We start from the raw sequence: 19,513 nt of genomic DNA, 5'->3' as shown, positions 1-19,513 counted from the left end.
CCTCACGCGGTCTAATTCCCCCAGCCGGAACAATAATAAGGAAGAACGAGATGACGCTGATGCATGTCGAGCTGGAGGACAAATACCGGCTCGAATCGAAGCGGATCTACCTGTCCGGCACGCAGGCCCTGGTCCGTCTTCCCATGTTGCAGCGCGAACGCGACCGGCTGGCGGGCCTCAACACCGGCGGTTTCATCTCGGGCTATCGCGGCTCACCGCTCGGCATGTACGACCACGCGCTGTGGCGCGCGAAATCGCACCTCGCAAAGCACGACATCGCCTTCGTCCCCGGCCTGAACGAGGATCTGGCGGCGACCGCGGTGTGGGGCAGCCAGCAGGTCGGGCTGTTCCCGGGCGCCAAGGTCGATGGCGTGTTCGGCATCTGGTACGGCAAGGGCCCCGGCGTCGACCGCTCGGTCGATGCGCTGAAGCATGCGAACTCGGCCGGCACCTCGCGCCATGGCGGCGTGCTAGCGCTCGCCGGCGACGACCACGGCTGCCAGTCCTCGACACTGGCGCATCAGAGCGAGCAGGTGTTTGCCGCGGCACTGATCCCCGTGATCAATCCCGCGACCTTGCAGGACTATCTCGACCTCGGTCTCTACGGGTTTGCACTGTCGCGCTTCTCAGGCTGCTGGGTCGGCTTCAAGGCGATCGGCGAGACCGTGGAGAGCTCGGCCTCCATCTACAGCGATCCCGCCCGCATCCAGATCAAGCTGCCCGACGATTTCGAGATGCCGCCCGACGGCCTCAACATCCGCTGGCCCGATCCGCCGCTGGAAGCGGAAAAGCGCCTGTTCGGCCCCAAGATGGAGGCAGTGAAGGCATTCGCCCGCGCCAACCAGCTCGATCGTATCGTGCTGGATTCAAAGCCCGCGCGGCTCGGCATTCTCGCCACCGGCAAGGCCTATCTCGACCTGCGGCAGGCGCTCGCCGACTTGGGCATTACCGACAAGGACGCGCAGGATCTGGGCTTGCGCATCTACAAGGTCGCGATGACCTGGCCGCTGGAGGAAAGCGGCGCGCGCCGCTTCGCCGAAGGTCTTCAGGACGTGCTCGTCGTCGAGGAGAAGCGCGGCTTCATCGAGGACCAGTTGATGCGCATCCTCTACAACGTCGATGCGTCAAGGCGCCCGACCATCGCAGGCAAGCGCAACGAGAGCGGCGCGCCGCTGCTGCCGAGCGAAGGTGAGCTGACGCCGACTATGGTTGCCTCCGCGCTGCTCGCGCGGCTGCGCCGCCTCGGCCATCAAAGCCCCCTGCTCGAGCAGCGGCTGGCGCGGCTCGAAGCTTTCGACAATCCCGTCACCGCCAACGCGTCGATCAAGCTTTCGCGCACACCGTTCTTCTGCTCGGGCTGCCCGCACAACTCTTCGACGCGTGTGCCCGAGGGCAGCCGCGCCATGGCAGGCATCGGCTGCCACGGCATGGCCTTGAGCATGCCGAGCCGGCGCACCGACCTGATCTCGCATATGGGCGCCGAGGGCGTGAACTGGATCGGGCAATCGCCCTTCACCACCGAGCAGCACATCTTCCAGAATCTCGGTGACGGCACCTACACGCATTCGGGGCTGCTTGCGCTGCGCGCTGCTTCCGCTGCCGGCATCAACATCACCTACAAGATCCTCTACAACGATGCGGTGGCGATGACCGGCGGCCAGCCCGCCGAGGGCAGATTCAACGTCGCGCAGATCGCGCACCAGGTCTGGGCGGAGGGCGTCAAGCGGCTTGCGATCGTCTCGGATGATCCAACAAAATACCCTGCGGGCAATTACTTCCCGCAAGGCGCGAGCGTCCATCACCGCCGCGAGCTCGACCAGGTGCAGCGCGAACTGCGCGACATCAAGGGCCTCACAGTCATCATCTACGACCAGACCTGCGCCGCTGAAAAGCGTCGCCGCCGCAAACGCGGGCTCTATCCCGATCCGCAAAAGCGCGCCTTCATCAACGAGCTCGTCTGCGAAGGCTGTGGCGACTGCTCTCAGGCCTCCAACTGCGTCTCGGTGCAGCCGCTGGAGACCGAGTTCGGCCGCAAGCGGCAGATCGACCAGTCGAACTGCAACAAGGACTATTCCTGCGTCGAGGGCTTTTGCCCGAGTTTCGTCACCGTGCACGGTGGCACGCTGAAGCGGATCAAGACCTCGGCGGTGGATTCCGGACAGTTGTTCGCCGATCTGCCGCGGCCGCCCGCGCGCGAGCTGCACGGGCCCTACAACATCCTCGTCACCGGCATCGGCGGCACCGGCGTCATCACCATCGGCGCGCTGCTCGGCATGGCCGCCCATGTCGACGGCAAGGGCTGCTCCGCACTCGACTTCACCGGCCTGTCGCAGAAGAATGGCGCGGTGATGAGCCACGTCCGCATCGCACCGAGGCCGGAGGACATCTCTGCGGTACGCATCACCACCGGCGGGGCCGACGTCATCCTCGGCTGCGACATGATCGTCTCGGCCGGTCACACTGCGCTGAGCCGCGCCGAGCGCGGCGCGACCAAGGCGTTCATCAACGCCGACCTGCAACCGACCGCGAGCTTCGTGCAAAATCCCGATCTCGATTTCGAGATGGGAGCGATGCAGACCGTGCTGCGCGATGCCGTCGGCGACAAGAACCTCGACATCGTCGATGCCACCGGCATTGCCGCCGCTCTGATGGGCGATTCCATCGCGACCAATTCCTTCATGCTCGGCTTCGCCTTCCAGAAGGGCGCCATTCCGCTGTCGCTGGAGGCGCTGCTGCGCGCCATTGAGATCAACGGCGCCGCGGTCGAGATGAACAAGCTCGCCTTCACCTGGGGGCGCCTGGCCGCGCACGACATCGCGCGGGTGCGCAGCGTGCTCCAGTTCAAGAGCCGGGCGTCCGCGCCGGCCAAGTCGCTCGACGACATCATCGCGACGCGCGCGGAGTTTTTGGCCAATTATCAGGACAAGGCCTATGCGGACCGCTATGTCGCCGCCGTCGCCAAGGTGCGCAAGGCGGAGACGGCCGCCGCACACGCTTCCACCGAACTGGCCGAGGCAGTGGCGAAGAACCTGTTCAAGCTGATGGCCTACAAGGACGAGTACGAGGTTGCGCGGCTCTACACCGATGGCAGGTTCGCCAAAAAGGTCGCTGAAAAATTCGACGGCGACTTCACGCTCAAATTCCACCTAGCGCCACCGATCTTCGCGCGCCGCGACAAGGTGACCGGGCATTTGCAGAAGCGGGAATATGGCGGCTGGACGATCCACGCCTTCCGCGTGCTGGCCAAGCTGAAGTTTTTGCGCGGCACCGCGTTCGACCCGTTCGGCCGCACCGCGGAGCGCAAGACGGAGCGGAAGCTTGTCGAGGACTATCTTGCGATAGTCGACCAGCGGTTCGTGGAGTTGACGGCGGAACAGATTCCCCCGCTGGCGCGCCTCGCGCGCGTGCCAGAGACAATCCGCGGCTTCGGGCACGTGAAGGAAGCCAATATCAAGCAGGCGGAAGCCGAGAAGGCACGGCTGGAAGCGGAGCTCGAGAACAGCCGCTTCGCGGCGGCTGCGGAGTAGAAGCAAGGCGTCTCCACGCGTCATTGCGCGCGAAGCGAAGCAATCCAGACTGCCTCCGCGGAAAAATTCTGGATTGCTCCGCTGCGCTCGCAATGACGAGATTGTGGAACGGGCGAGCCACGCTCTCAACTGTCATCGCCCGGCTTGACCGGGCGATCCAGTACGCCGCGGCAGTTGTAATGAATCTCGCCGCCTCTGGAATACTGGATGCCCCGCCTTCGCGGGGCATGACGGCGGAGAGTAGGGCTAGGCCGACGCCGTTGCAGCATTCGGCGCAACCGATACCCCCTCCGCAAGATGCCGCCCGGCAATGTACCCGAACGTCAGCGCAGGCCCCAGCGTGATCCCTGGTCCCGGATAGTTGCCGTTCATGATCGAGCCCATGTCGTTGCCGCAGGCGTAGAGGCCGGCGATCGGGGTGCCGTCCTCGCGTAGCACGCGGGCGTGGGCGTCGACCTTCATGCCGATGGCGGTGCCGAGATCGGCGGGATGGATGCGAAGTGCGAAGAACGGCGCGCGTGTGATCGGTGCGACGCACGGGTTGGGCTTGTGGCCGATATCGCCGAGATGGCGCTGGTAGATGGTACTACCGCGGCCGAACTCGGGATCACGGCCCTCGCGCGCATGGGCGTTGTAATTGGCGATGGTCGCGGCGAGCGAGGATGGTGCGATGCCGATCCGCTCAGCGAGACGCGCGATGCTTTCGGCCGCGATCAGCTCGCCGCTCCTGACGTAGCGGCGGTAATTCCAGGTGAACGGCTTGATGCGGCCGAGGCCATAGGTCCACAGGAAGTTGCGGTCGCAGATCAGATAGAAGGGCCGATCAGGCTCGCCATTGCCGTCGCAGAGCATGCCGAGCACGAACTCGTGGTACGACAGCGCCTCGTTGACGAAGCGCCGGCCCGCCGCGTTGACGGCGATCACGCCCGGCTTGGCGCGGTCGGTGACCGTGTGCGGAAAGACACCGCGGCTGCCGTCGGCACGGCGGAACAGCGAGGCCGGCACCCAATAGGCCGGGCTCGTCGCCTCCGTGTTCAGCGCGGCTCCGCCTGCGATCGCAAGCTTGAGCCCATCGCCGGTACCGGCCGGCGTGGTCGCCGAGACATATCCTGCGGCAGTCGGAAAGAAGCGCTTGCGCAAGGGCGCATCGTGCGAGAAGCCGCCGGTCGCAAGCACCACGCCGCGGCGCGCCGAGATCGCGCGGCCGCGTGAGCCATGACGGAGGGTCACGCCGCTGACACGGCCACGCTCGGCGACGAGGTCCTCGACATCCGCGCTGAAGAGGATTTCGACCTGCCGCGCCAGCAGCGAGGCGTAGAGTCGCGCCGCGAGCGCGTTGCCGAGATGCAGCGTGGTGCCGCGCGGGCTGCGAAGCCGCTGCAGCGCATATTGCGAGATCAGCCGGAGCGAACGCAGCGTCGAGCCGAACGACTTTCCAATCTTGCGCAAATGCGGAATGTCGAGCCGGTTGACCATCATCCCGCCGAGCAGCGTGAATTCCGGCAGCGGCGGCCGCAGCCGGGCGAAAGCGGCGCCCAGCCTGGTGCCGTCGAATGCGACCGGCTCCAGCACGCGCCCGCCCGCGGTGGCGCCCAGCCGCTCCGGATAGTAGTCGGGATAGGCTTTCACCGGCTGAAGGCGCACCTCGGTGTTCGTTTCGAGATAGGTGATCGCCTCCGGCCCGCGGGCGAGGAACGCCGCGCGCAGGCCCGCATTGGCGGGCTCGGACACGGTGTTCGCGAGGTACTGGACTGCATCGGTGACACTGTCGGAGAGCCCTGCCTCTTTCATCTTGCCGTTGGCAGGAATCCAGACCATGCCTCCTGACCACGCCGTGGTGCCGCCGATGAACGCGGTCTTCTCGATCACCAGCACGCGCAGCCCTTCGGCGGCAGCAACGGCAGCCGCCGTCATGCCACCAGCGCCGGCACCGATCACAATGACGTCGTAGGTCTCGTGCGCCGGCATCATGCGGCGGAATTTCCCGGGCAAAGCATGAGATCGTCATACCTCGCCCCGGCCACCGGCGCGCTCTATTTTTTGCACATGATCTTTCCGGAAAACCGCTTCGCACTTTGCGCTAACGCGGCCCTCCGGGTCCGGATCATGTACCCCGGGCTGGCTTCCGCTCGACGGGATCAATGTCGATGGCTCGCAGGCGGCCGAGGCGCAGCACGTCCATGGCGAGCCGCCGGCCGATCCGGTCGCGGTCGAGCACGCGGATCAGATCGTCGACGCCGTTGATCTCGACGCCATCGAGCCTGATCACGACGTCGCCGGGGAGCAGCCCCGCCTTCCCCGCCGGCCCGTCCGGCTCGATCTGGGCCAGCAGCGCACCCATCTTGTTCTCGACGCCGGCGAGCACCGCATGGCGCCGCGGGATCGGCGCGCTCTGGCCGGCGACGCCGATATAGGCGCGGCGGACATAGCCGTGGCGGATGATCTCCGACAGCACGAATTGCGCTGTGTTGCTCGCAACCGCAAAACAGATGCCTTGCGCGCCGCTGATGATCGCGGTGTTGATGCCGATCACCTCGGAATTCGACGACACCAGGGGCCCGCCGGAATTGCCGGGGTTGAGCGCGGCGTCGGTCTGGATCACGTCCTCGATGGTCCGGCCACTCACCGAGCGGATCGAGCGTCCGAGCGCCGAGACCACGCCGGCGGTGACGGTGGACTCGAAGCCCAGGGGATTACCAATCGCGATCACGAGCTGGCCGCGCCGCAAGCCTTTGGAGTTGCCGAGCGAGGCGTAACGGAGGTCGCGGACGCCGTTGGCGCGGAGCAGCGCCAGATCAGTGTCCGGATCGACGCCGAGCACCCGGGCGTCGCCGACGTTCCCTTCGATATCCCGCAGCCGGATCTCCTTGGACGAGCCGACGACGTGGCTGTTGGTGAGCACCAGTCCATCCGGCGAGATGACGATGCCGGAGCCGAGCCCGCCGCGCTCGCGGCCGTTCGGCACCTTTGGTCCGGTCTCGACGCGCACCACGGCCGGCCCGACGCGCTCCGTCACGCCGATCACGGCGTTGGAATAGGCGTCAAGCAGGTGCTGGTCGTCGACAGGGGTGGACGGGACGGGTCGCGGTGACAAGCCGCCACCGCTGAGATCTGAGGTAAAATCTAACATGGCGAATTTCCTTCGCGCGTCAGATGGTTACCTCAGACTTATAATGCAAGCAGGCCGCTCTTCACGAACTGCTTAACTGACCTGACGCATCGCGTGAGCTCGGGCCTTGACCGGGTCGAGCAGCGACCAATCGCCGTCCTCCAGCACGTGCCCTTTGGGGAAAGGCGCGCGCGGCTCGAGCCCCAGCGAACGCAGCACGCGGTCGTCGCGGTAGTAGCATTGCAGCACGACGCGGACGAGCGTTGCGGCCGGTGCGCCGCCGTCGGCGCGGAATGTGCTGATGACGCCGTCCCGCGCGGCCGGATCGAGGTCGGCGAGCGGCATGCCGGCGAGGCGGGCGAGATGATCCAGCGCCGTGGCCACCGGCTTGGCATCGCGGCCGAGGGTCGCGAGGATGTCGGCCTGGATGAGTTCATCATCCGCGCCGGGCACCCGGTATTCCTCGCTCGCCGGGATGATCATCGCGGCGATGGTGCGCAGGTCCTGGCGCTGCCGCGGCGTGAGGGTGAGCTGATCAGGCATGGCGATCCTCTAATCGAAGAGATTGGCGAGGCGCTGCTTCATCTGGTCGGCGACGTAGAGCGCGATGGCCTGGATGGTCGAGGTCGGGTTCACCCCGCCCGAGGTGACGAAGACGCTGCCGTCGACGATGAACAGGTTCTTGACGTCATGCGAGCGGCCCCATTCGTTGACCACGGAGCTCTGGGGGTCGGCGCCCATCCGCGCCGTGCCGAGCAGGTGCCAGCCGCCCCAGGGGATCGGACTGTTGACGCAGATATCGGTGGCGCCTGCCGTTTCGAGAAACTCCCGGCCGCGGGCGAGCGCATGCTCCATCATCCTCCGGCTGTTCTCGCTGATGGCGTAATCGATCTTTGGCGCGGGAATGCCGTGGCTGTCCTTGAGCACTGGGTCGAGCGTGACCCGATTGTGCTCTTCCGGCAGGTCCTCGCAGATCGCGGAGAATCCCAGCCGATGGCCGTTGAGCTTGCGGAACACACGGTGATGATCCGCGCCCCACGGCAGAATGCCCTTCTGCTCACTGACGACGGCTTCGAACACCGGTCCTGCGCCGCGCACGAACTGGACGCCGTAGCCCCGCACGAAGCCGCGCGACAGGTCGGTGTCGTAAAACTCCTTGCTCCAGAGACAGGTCGGCGGCGCGCGATTACTGTCAGTCGGCTCCGTGACATAGCCGTAGATCTGCGCGTAAGGGTGGAACATGAGGTTCTTGCCAACGAGGCCTGATGAATTGGCAAGCCCGTTCGGGAAGCGGCCTGAGGCCGAGTTCAGCAGAAGTCGCGGCGTGCCGACGCCGTTGCATGCGATGATGACGACATGCGCTCCCTGGAACTGCTCAACGCCGTCCTTGTCGTAATAGACAACGCCCGAGGCCATGCCGTTCTCGTCGGTCGTGATCTCGCGCACCCGGCAATGGGTGCGCAGCTCGACGCCGGCGCGGATCGCCTGCGGCCAATAGGTGATGTCGGTCGAGGCTTTTGCACCTTGCGCGCAGGCCGGGGTGCAATGGCCGAGATTGATACAGCGCGCCCTGCCCTCGTAATCCATCGTCGCAACCGTCGTATCCGACGGCCACCAGTGCCAGCCGAGCTTGTTCATGGCCTTGGCGACGAGGGGACCGGAGAGCCCGAGCGGCTGCGGCGGCATCGGCGGATGGGTCAGCGGCGAGAGCGGATCGCCGGACAGGCCCGATGTGCCCATGATGCGGTCGTTCTCCTCGAAGAACGGCACCAGCGTGTCGTAGTCGATCGGCCAGTCGTCAGCGACGCCGTCCAGCGTCTTCACCCTGAAATCGGACGGATGCAGCCGCGGCCAGTGCGCGGTGTACATCACCGTCGAGCCGCCGACCGCATTGAAATTGACGACCTTGATCGGCGAGCTGTCGTCGTTGAGCGGATAGTCCTCGGGCCGGCCGCGGATGTTCGGGCTGGTCGACCACTCGCCGTAGAACCTTGCTTCCCAGTCCCGGCCGGTGCTCGGATAATCCGCCGGCTTCATCCAATCGCCCTGCTCGAGGCAAAGAATGTGCATCCTGGTCTCGGCGAGTGACCAGGCGACCGCGGCTCCGGAGGCACCGGCGCCGATGATCAGGACGTCCACGGGGTCGTTCATGCCAAAGTCATCCTCCCGCCCTCGCCGCTTCCCGGGCGATTGAGCCTTGCGTGTAGCGTCAAACGATAGGGTCAGAGCGGCCGGTGAGTAAAGCCGCAGGGGACGAATGTCAGGCTTCGCTGGGCGCAGACCATTGGTGTTGCAATGTCGAGATGCTAGAGAACCCTCGCGAAAGTGCAAATCGATAGCGAGAACGTATGTCCTTCCAAAATGCCTTTGCCACCGCCCGCGCTGCCGCGCTTGTTTTGCTTCTCGCGATCCTCGGTTGCGTCGCCGATACCGGGTCCAGCCTCGCCTTAACGGCCAGTGCAACGGTGCGGGATGGCAACTCCATCCAGCTCGGGGACGCGACCTACCGGCTAGACGGTGTCGACGCGCCGGAACTGGACCAGGTCTGCATCGACGACCACGCCGATCCCTGGACCTGCGGGCTGGAGGCGCGCGATCAGCTCGCAAAGCTGATCAACGGCCGCAACGTACGCTGCGACGATGTCGGGCCGGAGAAGAGCTTTGGCAAGCGCCACCGCGCCATCTGCACGGCCGAGGGCGACAAGACGAGCCTGAACGAGCAGCTCGTCCGCCTCGGCTTTGCCGTCGCGCGCGAGCCGGTCAAGGCGAACGTCAAGCCGGCCGCCGCGGAGGCCAAGACGAATTCGGCCGGCATCTGGAAAGGCTGCTTTGTTGCACCGCAGGAATTTCGCACCGGCAAGAAGGACGGCGCACTGCTCGGCGCCGCCTGCCGCGCCGACCGCGACAAGGAGATCCGCGCGGTGCTGTTTCCGGACGAACTGACCATGCCGCCGAATTGCAGCATCAAGGGCAAGCTCGCCGTACGCGCACGCGTCACCGGCAATATCGGCATCTATCATTTGCGGGGCTGCCCGAGCTATCCGGCGACGACAAAGCCGGATCGCTGGTTCTGCTCGGAGGACGACGCGTTGGCCGCAGGCTTCCGCAAGGCCTACAACTGCCGCCGGCCGAAATGATCTGAGGGGGCTTGCTTCGCCTCTCCCCGTAAGAACGGGGCGAGGGAAAGAGGCAGCTACCTCACGCTGGCCCTCACTGCATCCGCATGATCTGGTCCATCGATGGCATGTTCTCGTTCAAATGCGACATGATCCACACCGAGCCGCCGACCACCAGGAAGACGATCAGCAGCCCGAACGCCAGCGCCAGCACGTTGTTGGTGTTGTCGGGGCCGGTGGTGATGTGCAGGAAGAATACGAGATGCACGCCCATCTGGGCGATTGCGAGCACGATGATGGCGATGGGGATCGAGGGCTGCCAGACCAAATTGGTGCCGGCGATGAAGAACGAGGTCGCGGTAAGCAGGAGCGCAAGGACCAGGCCGACGACATAGCCGATGATCCGGGTGCTGACGCTGTGTTGCTCTTCCTCGCCGGGAGCGAGGTCGTGCTCATGGACACCATGCTGTGACAGATCGCTCATGGCGCGCCTCCAAGCAGATAGACGACGGAAAACACCGCGACCCAGATGATGTCGAGCGCGTGCCAGAATAGAGCAAAGCACATCATGCGGCGCAGGATGTCGGCACGAAAGCCCTTGGCGAAGACCTGGGCCATCATGGTGAGGAGCCACAGCACGCCGGCCGAGACGTGCAGGCCGTGGCACCCGACGAGCGAGAAGAACGCGGTCAGGAACGCGCTGCGCGACGGGCCATAACCACGGGAAACCAGGTCGGCGAATTCACGGAATTCGATGCTGAGGAATGCAAGGCCGAGCACACAGGTCACGGCCATGCCGAGATAGAACCAGAGCCGGTTGCGCACGTCTGCGGCAATGCTCGCCATGCCGCAGGTGAAGCTCGACAGCAGCAGGCAGACGGTCTCGATTGCCACGTTCCGCTGCTCGAAAATCTCTGAGCCCTTCGGGCCGTCGGCAGTCTGGCCGACCAGCACCGCATAGGCTGCAAAGAAGCAGGAGAACATCACGATGTCGGAGAGCAGGAAGACCCAGAAGCCGTAGGCGGTCACGATACGCTTCGGCGCCGGTCCGAGATGCTCAACCACGAGCCCGATGTGATGCGGGTCGGCGTGCGCGTGCCCTGCGGTTGCGGTGATTGCCATCAGACAGTCCCCGCGAGGCTGACGAGATGGCGTCGTTCTTCGAGATTGGCACGGTCAATGCGCGCGACTTCGGCGGCCGGAATGACGTATTCGTCATGGTCGCGCCAGGCGAAAACGACGAAGGTCGCCCACGCGCCAATCACGCCGACGATCACCATCCACCAGATGTGCCATATCAACGCAAAGCCCATGATGGTGGCGAAGAAAGCGCAGACGAAGCCGGTCGGCGAGTTCCGGGGCATCTCGATGTCCTGATATTCGGGCTCGGCGTGCTCGAATTGCTGCTGCTTGGCCTTTGCCTTCATTTCCCAATAGGCGTCCTCGCCGCGCACGTCGGGATAGAAGGCGAAGTTGAACACCGGCGGCGGCGACGAGGTCGCCCATTCCAGCGACCGGCCGTCCCAGGGATCGCCGGTACGGTCGCGCAAGGCTTCGCGGTTGCGGATGCTGACGACGAGCTGCATCACCTGGCAGACGACGCCGATCGTCAGCACCGCCATGCCGATCGCCGCCACGAACATCCAGGGACGCCAGGCCGCCACGTCGTAGTGCTGCATGCGCCGCGTCATGCCGAGCATGCCGACGATATAGAGCGGCATGAAGGTGATCCAGAAGCCGGTGAATGTGAACCAGAAGGCCGCCTTGCCCCAGCGCTCGTCGAGGCGGAAGCCGAACGCCTTTGGAAACCAGTATTCGAAGCCCGCGAAGGCGCCGAACAGCACGCCGCCAATGATGACGTTGTGGAAATGCGCGACCAGGAACATGCTGTTGTGCAGCATGAAGTCGGCCGGCGGCACGGCGACCAGCACGCCGGTCAGGCCGCCAATGATGAAGGTCACCATGAAGCCGACCGACCACAGCATCGGCGTCGCGAAGCGGATGCGGCCGCCATACATCGTGAACAGCCAGTTGTAGATCTTCACCCCCGTCGGCACCGCGATGATCATGCTGGCAATACCGAAGATGGCGTTGACGTCGGGACCTGCGCCCATCGTGAAGAAGTGATGCAGCCAGACCATGAAGGAGATGACACAGATCGCCATGGTGGCGAGCACCATCGAGCGGTAGCCGAACAGCGGCTTGCCGGAAAAGGTCGATACCACCTCCGAGTAGATACCGAAGGCCGGCAGCACGAGGATGTAGACCTCCGGATGTCCCCAGGCCCAGATCAGGTTCATGAACATCATGACATTGCCGCCGGCTTCGTTGGTGAAGAAGTGGAAGCCGAGATAGCGGTCGAGCAGCAGCATCGCGAGCGTGGCGGTGAGGATCGGGAAGGCTGCGACGATCAGCAGGTTCGAGGCCAGCGTCGTCCAGCAGAACATCGGCATGCGCAGATAGTTCATGCCCCTGGTGCGCAGCTTCAGCACGGTGGTCACGAGGTTGATGCCGGCCACCAGCGTGCCGACGCCGGAGATCTGAAGCGACCAGGCGTAGTAGTCGACGCCGACGCCCGGCGAGTAGGTCAATCCCGACAGTGGCGGAAAGGCAAGCCAGCCGGTGCGCGCGAATTCGCCGACCACAAGCGAGACATTGACCAGCAGTGCGCCGGTCGCAGTCAGCCAGAAACCAACCGAATTCAGCGTCGGAAAAGCGACGTCGCGCACACCGAGCTGAAGCGGCACGACGAGGTTCATCAGGCCGATCACGAACGGCATCGCCACGAAGAAGATCATGATGGTGCCGTGGGCCGAGAAGATCTGGTTGTAGTGCTCCGGCGGCAGATAGCCCTGCGACTGGTAGGACACCGCCTGCTGGATCCGCATCATGATGGCGTCGCTGCCCCCGCGCAGCAGCATGACGGAAGCGAGCAGGATGTACATGACGCCGATTCGCTTGTGATCGACGCTGGTGATCCATTCGTGCCAGAGATAGGGCAGATGCCCTTTCACCACGACCCAGCCCAGCACCGCGAGGATGCCGACCAGCACCACGCCGCCTGCGACCAGCGGGATCGGCTGGTCGAACGGGATCGCCGACCAATCAAGCTTACCGAGCATCGTGCTCTCCACTGTGCTCCCGCCCGGCATCCGAGGTCAGTTGCGGGCCCGGCCCCGGCGGAATGTGCTGGGTGGCGATCATGTCGAACAGGCGGGGATCCGCGAGGCGATAGATCGGCCTGCCCCGCTCGACGGATTGCTGCATCAGCTTCTTGTAGCTGTCCTCGTTGAGCACCTGGTCGGACTTCGCCGTGGTCGCCACCCAATCCGGGAAGGCGAGCGGCGAGATCACGTTGACGTCGAACATCATCTCGGGAAAGCCGTCGCCGGAAAAATGTGCCGACAGGCCCTGGAGCTTGCCCTCATTGTCGGCGCGCAAATTGAGCCGCGTCACCATGCCGTTCATGGTGTAGATCATGCTGCCGAGTTGCGGGATGAAGAACACGTTCATCACGCTCGACGACGTCAGCTGGAAATTCAGCTCGGCGCCCGCCGGCACCGTCAGCGAATTGACGGTCGCGATACGCTGGTCGGGATAGATGAAGAGCCATTTCCAGTCGAGCGACACCGCCTGGATGCGCACCGGGCTGCCGGTCCCCGGCACCGGCGCTCGCGGATCGAGCTGGTGCGAGCCGATCCAGGCGACGCCGCCGAGCAGGATGATGGTGAGCGCCGGGATCGCCCACACCACCATCTCGACGCGGCCGGAATAGACGAAGTCGGGTTGATACTGCGCCCGCGGATTAGAGGCCCGAAACCACCAGGCGAAGCCGAGGATGGCGACGATCGTCGGCACCACGATCGTCAGCATGATGAAAACGGAATCGACGAGAATCGTACTGTTGGCGACAGCAACAGGCCCTTGTGGATCGAGCAGATTCATCGGCAAGCCACTGGCGATTGGGAAGCCCCGGAGGAGAGCCTAGCGCGGAATGATACCGGCAACAAACGTCGTTCGCGTGACCGGGTTCCCGCGCAATTGCAAGTGATTGCGCCCGCACGCGCTTTGGCTCGTACAACTGAGCCATGCAGGTTTGACGGGACGTCGCGCGTCGCGCGCGGGCGCTCGGCACGGATGCAATCTTCTCTACCTTTGAAACGATTGCTATCGTGATGAAAAAGCAGGGAGAAAACGTATGCGCTTGAACGACAAGGTCGCCATCGTGGTGGGGGCCGGGCAAAGCCCCGGCGAGGGCATGGGCAATGGCCGCGCCACCGCGCTGACCTTCGCACGCGAGGGGGCGAAGGTCGTCTGTGTCGATCACAATCTCGAATCGGCACAGGAGACCGTCGCGATGATCGCGGCGAGCCAAGGCACGGCCGCGGCCTTCAAGGCCGACGTGACCAGGACTACCGACATCAAGGCGATGGTGACCGACGCGATAGCGCGCTGGGGACGCATCGATATCCTGCATAACAATGTCGGCGTCAGTCTGGGCGGCGGCGACGCCGAGCTCCTGAAGCTGACCGAAGAGGCATTCGACCGCGTGGTCGCCATCAACCTGAAGAGCTGCATCCTGGCGGCGAAGGAGGTGATCCCGATCATGCGGACGCAAAGAAGCGGCGCAATCATCAACATCTCCTCGATGGCCGCGATCACGACCTATCCTTACGTCGCCTACAAGGCGACGAAGTCGGCGATGATCGCCTTCACCGAACAGCTCGCCTATCAGAACGCCGAATACGGCATCCGCGCCAATGTCATCCTGCCGGGCCTGATGAACACCCCGATGGCCGTCGACACCCGCGCCCGCGAATGGCACAAGACCCGCGCCGAAGTCGAAGCCGAGCGCGACAGCAAGGTGCCGCTGCGCCGGAAGATGGGCACCGCCTGGGACGTCGCGAACGCCGCGCTGTTTTTGGCCTCGGACGAAGCGAACTTCATCACCGGCGTGACCCTCCCGGTGGATGGTGGGGCGAGTGTGATAAGAGGATAGCCGAAGCGAGCGTGATGCCTTCCCTTCTCCCCTTGTGGGAGAAGGTGGCGCGAAGCGCCGGATGAGGGGTCTCTATCCGCTGGCTGAACTGCAAAAAAGAATCGCTCGCGGAGACAGACCCCTCACCCCATTGCGATCGCGTCTACCAGTCGAATTGCCCTCTCCCACAAGGGGAGAGGGCGCAGCAACGCGCATCGCGCACTTGGCGTGTGTGCTTCAAGCTCTCCCCTTGTCGGGGAGGGTCCAGCGTCATTGCGGCGCGCGCGTCACGCGCCAGATTGTGCCGTTGCCGTCTTCCGAGATGAGCAGCGCACCGTCTTTCGCCACCGCGACTCCGACCGGACGGCCCCACACATCGCTATCGTTGACGACGAAGCCGGTGACGAAATCCTCGTACTCGCCTGTCGGCTTGCCGTCCTTCATCTTGATCCGGATGACCTTGTAGCCGGTGCGCTTGGACCTATTCCATGAGCCGTGCTCGGCGGCGAAGGCGTCGCCCTGATAGTCGGCCGGGAAATTGCTGCCCTGATAGAACGTCATGCCGAGCGATGCGGAATGCGGCTGGAGCAGCACGTCGGGAATCGTGACCTTGTCCTTCAGGTCGGGCCGCGCGCCGGCATGGCGCGGGTCTTGGTTGGCGCCGATATAGAACCACGGCCAGCCATAGAACGCGCCCTCCCGCACGCTCGTCACGTAATCCGGCACGAGATCGTCGCCGAGGCCGTCGCGCTCGTTGGTCGAGCACCAGGGCAGGCCGCTGTGCGGCTCGATGGCGAGGCCGACGCAGTTGCGGATGCCAGTGGCGTAGAACTTTCTGTTCTTGCCGTTCGCATCGAAGGCCAGCACCGCTGCGCGCTCCGCCTCATAGCCCCAGGGCGCACCGAGCGGCTGCGCACGTGACCACGCCTCGAGCCCGCCAGGCGGATTGCCCATGCCTTCGCCGGCATTGCCGGCCGAGCCGACCGAGACGAACATGCGCTTGTTATCAGGCGTGAAGACGATGTCGCGGGTGGAATGGCCGGTGCCATGCGCGAGGTTCGCGACGACCGTCTCCGGCTTGCCGGATGACTTGAGGTCGCCGCTACGATAGGCGAAACGGACGACACCGTCGGTGTTGGCGACATAGACCCATTGCGGATTGTCGCCGTTCGGAAAGAAGGCGATGCCGAACGGGCGGTTCAGCCCGCTGGCAAAGATCTCATTCGCCACGATCTTCGCGCCTTCCGCGCGCAGCACGCGGATGCGCCCTGCCCTCGTCTCTGCAAGGAAGATGTCGCCGTTCGGCGCGACCCGCAGGATGCGCGGACCTGAAAGCCCTTCGGCAAGCAGCTCGATCTTGAACCCCTCTGGCACGAGGGGCGTCGCTTCGGCGGGCCGCGCTACCACGGACGAGGCATTGGCGGCCGATCGCGATGCGCCCGGTGCCGGAAGATCCTGCGGCCGGATCAGCCTGACGGTGCCCGGCTTGTCGGATCGCCAACTGCCGAAAGCCTCCTTGCCTTTCAGCACGGGTTCAGCCGACGCAACCGTGCCGATGACAGCCACGAACAATGCGGACGTCAATGCGGGCTTGGCCGGCCGTCCAAGATGCTTCGTCACGAGTTCCTCCGCAGCCTTCGAGTGCCGAATCGCACATCAGCTCATGCCCGCAGGATGTGCAATGCGTAATACCGTCCTGCTGGAAAATCCCATCGATCGGTGCGACACATTGTAAGGGCGCGGCCGCCGGTTGCGGTCATCAAAGCTGCGGCATCGACGTCGCGACGTATGGGGTAAGCATGTGGGGATCCATCATCTCGGAATGGGCGAGCCTGCTCCTGCGCTGGCTGCATGTGGTGGCAGCGATCGCATGGATCGGCAGCTCCTTCTACTTCATCCATCTCGACCTCAGCCTGAAGCCGAAGCGCGACCTGCCTGACGGCGTGCAGGGCGAAGCCTGGCAGGTGCATGGCGGAGGCTTCTACCGGATCATGAAATATCTGGTGGCCCCAAGCCAGATGCCGGAGGAGCTGACCTGGTTCAAATGGGAAGCCTACACCACCTGGCTCTCCGGCTTCGCGCTGATGGTGGTGGTCTATTATCTCGACGCCGATCTCTTCCTGGTCGACAAGTCGATCCTCGACCTAACGCCAATCCAGGCAGGCCTGTTCAGCTTCTGCAGCCTTGCACTGGCATGGCTGCTCTACGAGATCGCCTGCCGCACGGGCCTTGCCCAGCGCGAGCTCGGCTTTGCGATCGGCGGCTATCTGTTCCTGGTCGCGCTGACCTATGCCTTCACGCATGTGCTGAGCGGCCGCGGCGCGTTCAACCAGATCGGCGCGATCATCGGCACAATTATGGTGGCCAACGTTTTCGCGGTGATCATCCCCAATCAGAAGAAAATCGTCGCCGCTCTGATCGCGGGACAATCGCCCGATCCCAGACTCGGCAAGACCAGCAAGGAGCGCTCGGTCCACAACAACTATCTGACGCTCCCCGTCGTCGTGCTGATGATCAGCAACCACTATCCCCTGCTCTACGCAACGCGCTTCAACTGGATCATCGTCGCGATCGTGCTGGCGCTGGGGCCGGTGATCCGGCACTTCTTCAACGAGCGCCATGCGGGACGCAAATCGCCTTGGTGGGTGTGGGGCGTCGCAGCGGTCGGCGTGATCGCGATCGGCTTTCTCTCCGCCGCCGGCCCGCGCGAGGTGAAGACAGGCGCGCTTGCCGCGCAGCCGACGCTCGCCAATGTCGAGGAGATCGTGATGTCCCGCTGCAGCATGTGCCATGCCGCAGAACCCGTGTGGTCCGGCATCGTCACCGCGCCAAAGGGCATCCTGCTCGATGCACCCCAGCACATCCAGCGCAACATCAGGTTGATCGGACGCGTCGCTGCATGGTCCAGCGCGATGCCGCCGGGCAACATTACCGAGATGACCAGCGACGAGCGTGCGGTATTGGCGGCCTATATCACGCAGACCGACCGCTGACGCTGCGAGCGCCGACGCGTCCATGCGGCGTTTTGCGGAAGGATATTCCGCAATTGCAGACCATTTCAAAATGACTTGAGCGCCCGTCCAGCGTAGATAGGGAACCGTGCGGCCACAGGTCGGCCTTTAAGTCAGTTTGGAGACGTCGTATGGATTTGACCCGCCTCGAAATCAACCGCCGCACGGCGCTCCTGACCTCGGCGGCAATCGCCGCCAACGTCGTCAACCCGATGCGAGCGTTTGCGCAGGAGACCCCGAAGAAGGGCGGCGTGTTCAACGTCCACTACGGCGCCGAGCAGCGCCAGCTCAATCCGAGCATCCAGGCTTCCACCGGCGTCTACATCATCAGCGGCAAGATCCAGGAGAGCCTCGTCGATCTCGGCGCCGATGGAAAACCGGTCGGCGTGCTTGCCGAGAGCTGGGAGTCCTCGCCCGATGGCAAGACCATCACGTTCAAGCTGCGCAAGGGCATCACCTGGCACGATGGCAAGCCTTTCACATCCGAAGACGTCGCGTTCACCGCGATGAACATGTGGAAGAAGATTTTGAACTACGGCTCGACGCTGCAGCTCTTCCTCACCGCCGTCGATACGCCGGATCCGCAGACGGCCGTATTCCGCTACGAGCGGCCGATGCCGCTGAACTTGTTGCTCCGGGCGCTGCCCGATCTCGGCTATATCTCCGCGAAGCATCTCTACGAGAGCGGCGATATCAGGCAGAACCCGGTCAATCTCGCGCCGGTCGGCACGGGCCCGTTCAAGTTCGTCAAATATGAGCGCGGCCAATACATCATCGCCGACCGCAACCCCGACTACTGGCGGCCCAATGCGCCCTATCTCGACCGCATCGTCTGGAAGGTGATCACCGATCGTTCAGCTGCCGCAGCCCAGCTCGAAGCCGGCGAACTGCAATATTGCCCGTTCTCGAGCCTGACGATCTCCGACATGGCGCGATTGGGGAAGGACAAGCGCTTCATCGTCACCACCAAGGGCAACGAAGGCAACGCGCGTACCAACACCATCGAGTTCAACTTCCGTCGCAAGGAATTGTCCGATATCCGCGTGCGCCGCGCGATTGCACATGCGATCGACGTACCCTTCTTCATCGACAACTTCCTGGGCGATTTCGCCAAGCTCGGTACCGGTCCGATTCCGTCGACCTCGACGGACTTCTATCCCGGCACGGGCACGCCGCAATATCCGTTCGACAAGGCCAAGGCGGCCGCGCTTCTTGATGAGGCCGGCTACAAGGCGGGCGCCGGCGGCGCACGCTTCTCGCTGAAGCTCCTGCCTGCGCCCTGGGGCGAGGACATCTCGCTGTGGTCGACCTTCATCCAGCAGTCGCTGAAGGATGTCGGCATCACCGTCGACATCGTGCGCAATGACGGTGGCGGCTTCCTCAAGCAGGTCTACGACGAGCACGCCTTCGATCTTGCCACCGGCTGGCATCAATATCGTAACGACCCCGCCGTCTCGACCACGGTGTGGTACCGCTCCGGCCAGCCTAGTGGCGCGCCGTGGACCAACCAGTGGGGCTGGGAGGACAAACAGGTCGACCAGACTATCGACAATGCCCTGACCGAACTTGATCCCGCCAAGCGCAAGGCGCTCTATGCCGAGTTCGTCAAGGAGGTGAACACGGAGCTGCCGGTCTGGATGCCGATCGAGCAGATCTTCGTCACCGTGATCACGGCCAAGGTGCGCAACCACTCCAACACACCGCGCTGGGGCTCGTCGAGCTGGCACGATCTTTGGCTTTCCGCGTGATCCGTTTTTCGTCAAGATGATGCT

General features: G+C 64.3%; 14 protein-coding genes. 5 read left to right on the top strand and 9 right to left on the bottom strand.

Features of this window, described 5'->3' with window-relative positions:
- The first annotated feature begins 50 nt into the window (after nucleotides 1-50).
- Nucleotides 51-3,527, top strand: coding sequence for an indolepyruvate ferredoxin oxidoreductase family protein (locus tag Q2941_RS10635; protein ID WP_458192414.1), 3,477 nt, complete (start codon nucleotides 51-53; stop codon nucleotides 3,525-3,527).
- Between the two features lie 246 nt (nucleotides 3,528-3,773).
- Here the strand turns inward: Q2941_RS10635 and Q2941_RS10630 are convergent, their stop codons facing one another.
- The 4 genes from Q2941_RS10630 to Q2941_RS10615 all read right to left on the bottom strand — a co-directional run bounded on the left by Q2941_RS10630 (nucleotide 3,774) and on the right by Q2941_RS10615 (nucleotide 8,787).
- Nucleotides 3,774-5,498, bottom strand: a complete 1,725-nt coding sequence (locus tag Q2941_RS10630; protein ID WP_458192413.1) for an FAD-dependent oxidoreductase — start codon at nucleotides 5,496-5,498, stop codon at nucleotides 3,774-3,776.
- A 133-nt stretch (nucleotides 5,499-5,631) separates the two neighbouring features.
- Nucleotides 5,632-6,657: a S1C family serine protease gene (locus Q2941_RS10625; RefSeq protein WP_458192412.1), complete on the bottom strand. Its 1,026-nt coding sequence runs from the start codon at nucleotides 6,655-6,657 to the stop codon at nucleotides 5,632-5,634.
- Nucleotides 6,658-6,729: 72 nt separating this feature from the next.
- Nucleotides 6,730-7,179 carry a hypothetical protein gene (locus Q2941_RS10620; protein ID WP_027526066.1) on the bottom strand — a complete coding sequence of 150 codons (450 nt, stop codon included), beginning with the start codon at nucleotides 7,177-7,179 and terminating at the stop codon, nucleotides 6,730-6,732.
- Nucleotides 7,180-7,188: 9 nt separating this feature from the next.
- Nucleotides 7,189-8,787: a GMC family oxidoreductase gene (locus Q2941_RS10615; RefSeq protein ID WP_458192411.1), complete on the bottom strand. Its 1,599-nt coding sequence runs from the start codon at nucleotides 8,785-8,787 to the stop codon at nucleotides 7,189-7,191.
- Nucleotides 8,788-8,984: 197 nt separating this feature from the next.
- On the opposite strand from Q2941_RS10615, the gene Q2941_RS10610 reads away from it, so the two are divergent.
- The gene (locus Q2941_RS10610) at nucleotides 8,985-9,773 is read left to right on the top strand and encodes a thermonuclease family protein (protein WP_027526068.1); all 789 of its coding nucleotides are present in this window, start codon (nucleotides 8,985-8,987) and stop codon (nucleotides 9,771-9,773) included.
- A gap of 73 nt (nucleotides 9,774-9,846) precedes the next feature.
- On the opposite strand, the gene cyoD is transcribed toward Q2941_RS10610, so the two are convergent.
- From cyoD to Q2941_RS10590, 4 genes are read right to left on the bottom strand one after another with little or no spacing between them, the layout of a single operon-like run.
- Complete coding sequence (cyoD, locus tag Q2941_RS10605) at nucleotides 9,847-10,236, bottom strand: cytochrome o ubiquinol oxidase subunit IV (RefSeq protein ID WP_027526069.1); 390 nt, start codon at nucleotides 10,234-10,236, stop codon at nucleotides 9,847-9,849.
- On the bottom strand, nucleotides 10,233-10,874 hold the full coding sequence (locus Q2941_RS10600) for a cytochrome (ubi)quinol oxidase subunit III (RefSeq protein ID WP_027526070.1): 642 nt from the start codon (nucleotides 10,872-10,874) through the stop codon (nucleotides 10,233-10,235). The genes cyoD and Q2941_RS10600 overlap by 4 nt, the downstream gene beginning before the upstream one ends.
- Entirely contained in the window at nucleotides 10,874-12,874 is a 2,001-nt protein-coding gene (gene cyoB / locus Q2941_RS10595) for a cytochrome o ubiquinol oxidase subunit I (protein ID WP_027526071.1), read from the bottom strand. The genes Q2941_RS10600 and cyoB overlap by 1 nt, the downstream gene beginning before the upstream one ends.
- Entirely contained in the window at nucleotides 12,864-13,697 is an 834-nt protein-coding gene (locus Q2941_RS10590) for a cytochrome ubiquinol oxidase subunit II family protein (RefSeq protein WP_027526072.1), read from the bottom strand. Before Q2941_RS10590 ends, cyoB begins: the two co-directional genes overlap by 11 nt.
- 253 nt (nucleotides 13,698-13,950) lie before the next feature.
- Between Q2941_RS10590 and Q2941_RS10585 the strand changes: the two genes are divergently transcribed.
- The gene (locus Q2941_RS10585; protein ID WP_027526073.1) at nucleotides 13,951-14,751 is read left to right on the top strand and encodes an SDR family NAD(P)-dependent oxidoreductase; all 801 of its coding nucleotides are present in this window, start codon (nucleotides 13,951-13,953) and stop codon (nucleotides 14,749-14,751) included.
- A gap of 249 nt (nucleotides 14,752-15,000) precedes the next feature.
- Here the strand turns inward: Q2941_RS10585 and Q2941_RS10580 are convergent, their stop codons facing one another.
- Nucleotides 15,001-16,314: a PQQ-dependent sugar dehydrogenase gene (locus Q2941_RS10580; protein ID WP_458192442.1), complete on the bottom strand. Its 1,314-nt coding sequence runs from the start codon at nucleotides 16,312-16,314 to the stop codon at nucleotides 15,001-15,003.
- 215 nt (nucleotides 16,315-16,529) lie between these two features.
- Here Q2941_RS10580 and Q2941_RS10575 point away from each other — a divergent pair, with 215 nt between their 5' ends.
- Both Q2941_RS10575 and Q2941_RS10570 read left to right on the top strand, forming a co-directional pair.
- Complete coding sequence (locus Q2941_RS10575; RefSeq protein ID WP_458192410.1) at nucleotides 16,530-17,723, top strand: urate hydroxylase PuuD; 1,194 nt, start codon at nucleotides 16,530-16,532, stop codon at nucleotides 17,721-17,723.
- A gap of 149 nt (nucleotides 17,724-17,872) precedes the next feature.
- Complete coding sequence (locus tag Q2941_RS10570) at nucleotides 17,873-19,489, top strand: ABC transporter substrate-binding protein (protein WP_458192409.1); 1,617 nt, start codon at nucleotides 17,873-17,875, stop codon at nucleotides 19,487-19,489.
- The last annotated feature ends 24 nt before the right edge of the window (nucleotides 19,490-19,513 follow it).

The sequence above is a fragment of the Bradyrhizobium sp. UFLA05-153 genome, assembly GCF_054185185.1.
Note: the sequence above shows the minus strand (reverse complement) of the source record. Positions and strands in the feature narration are given on the sequence as shown.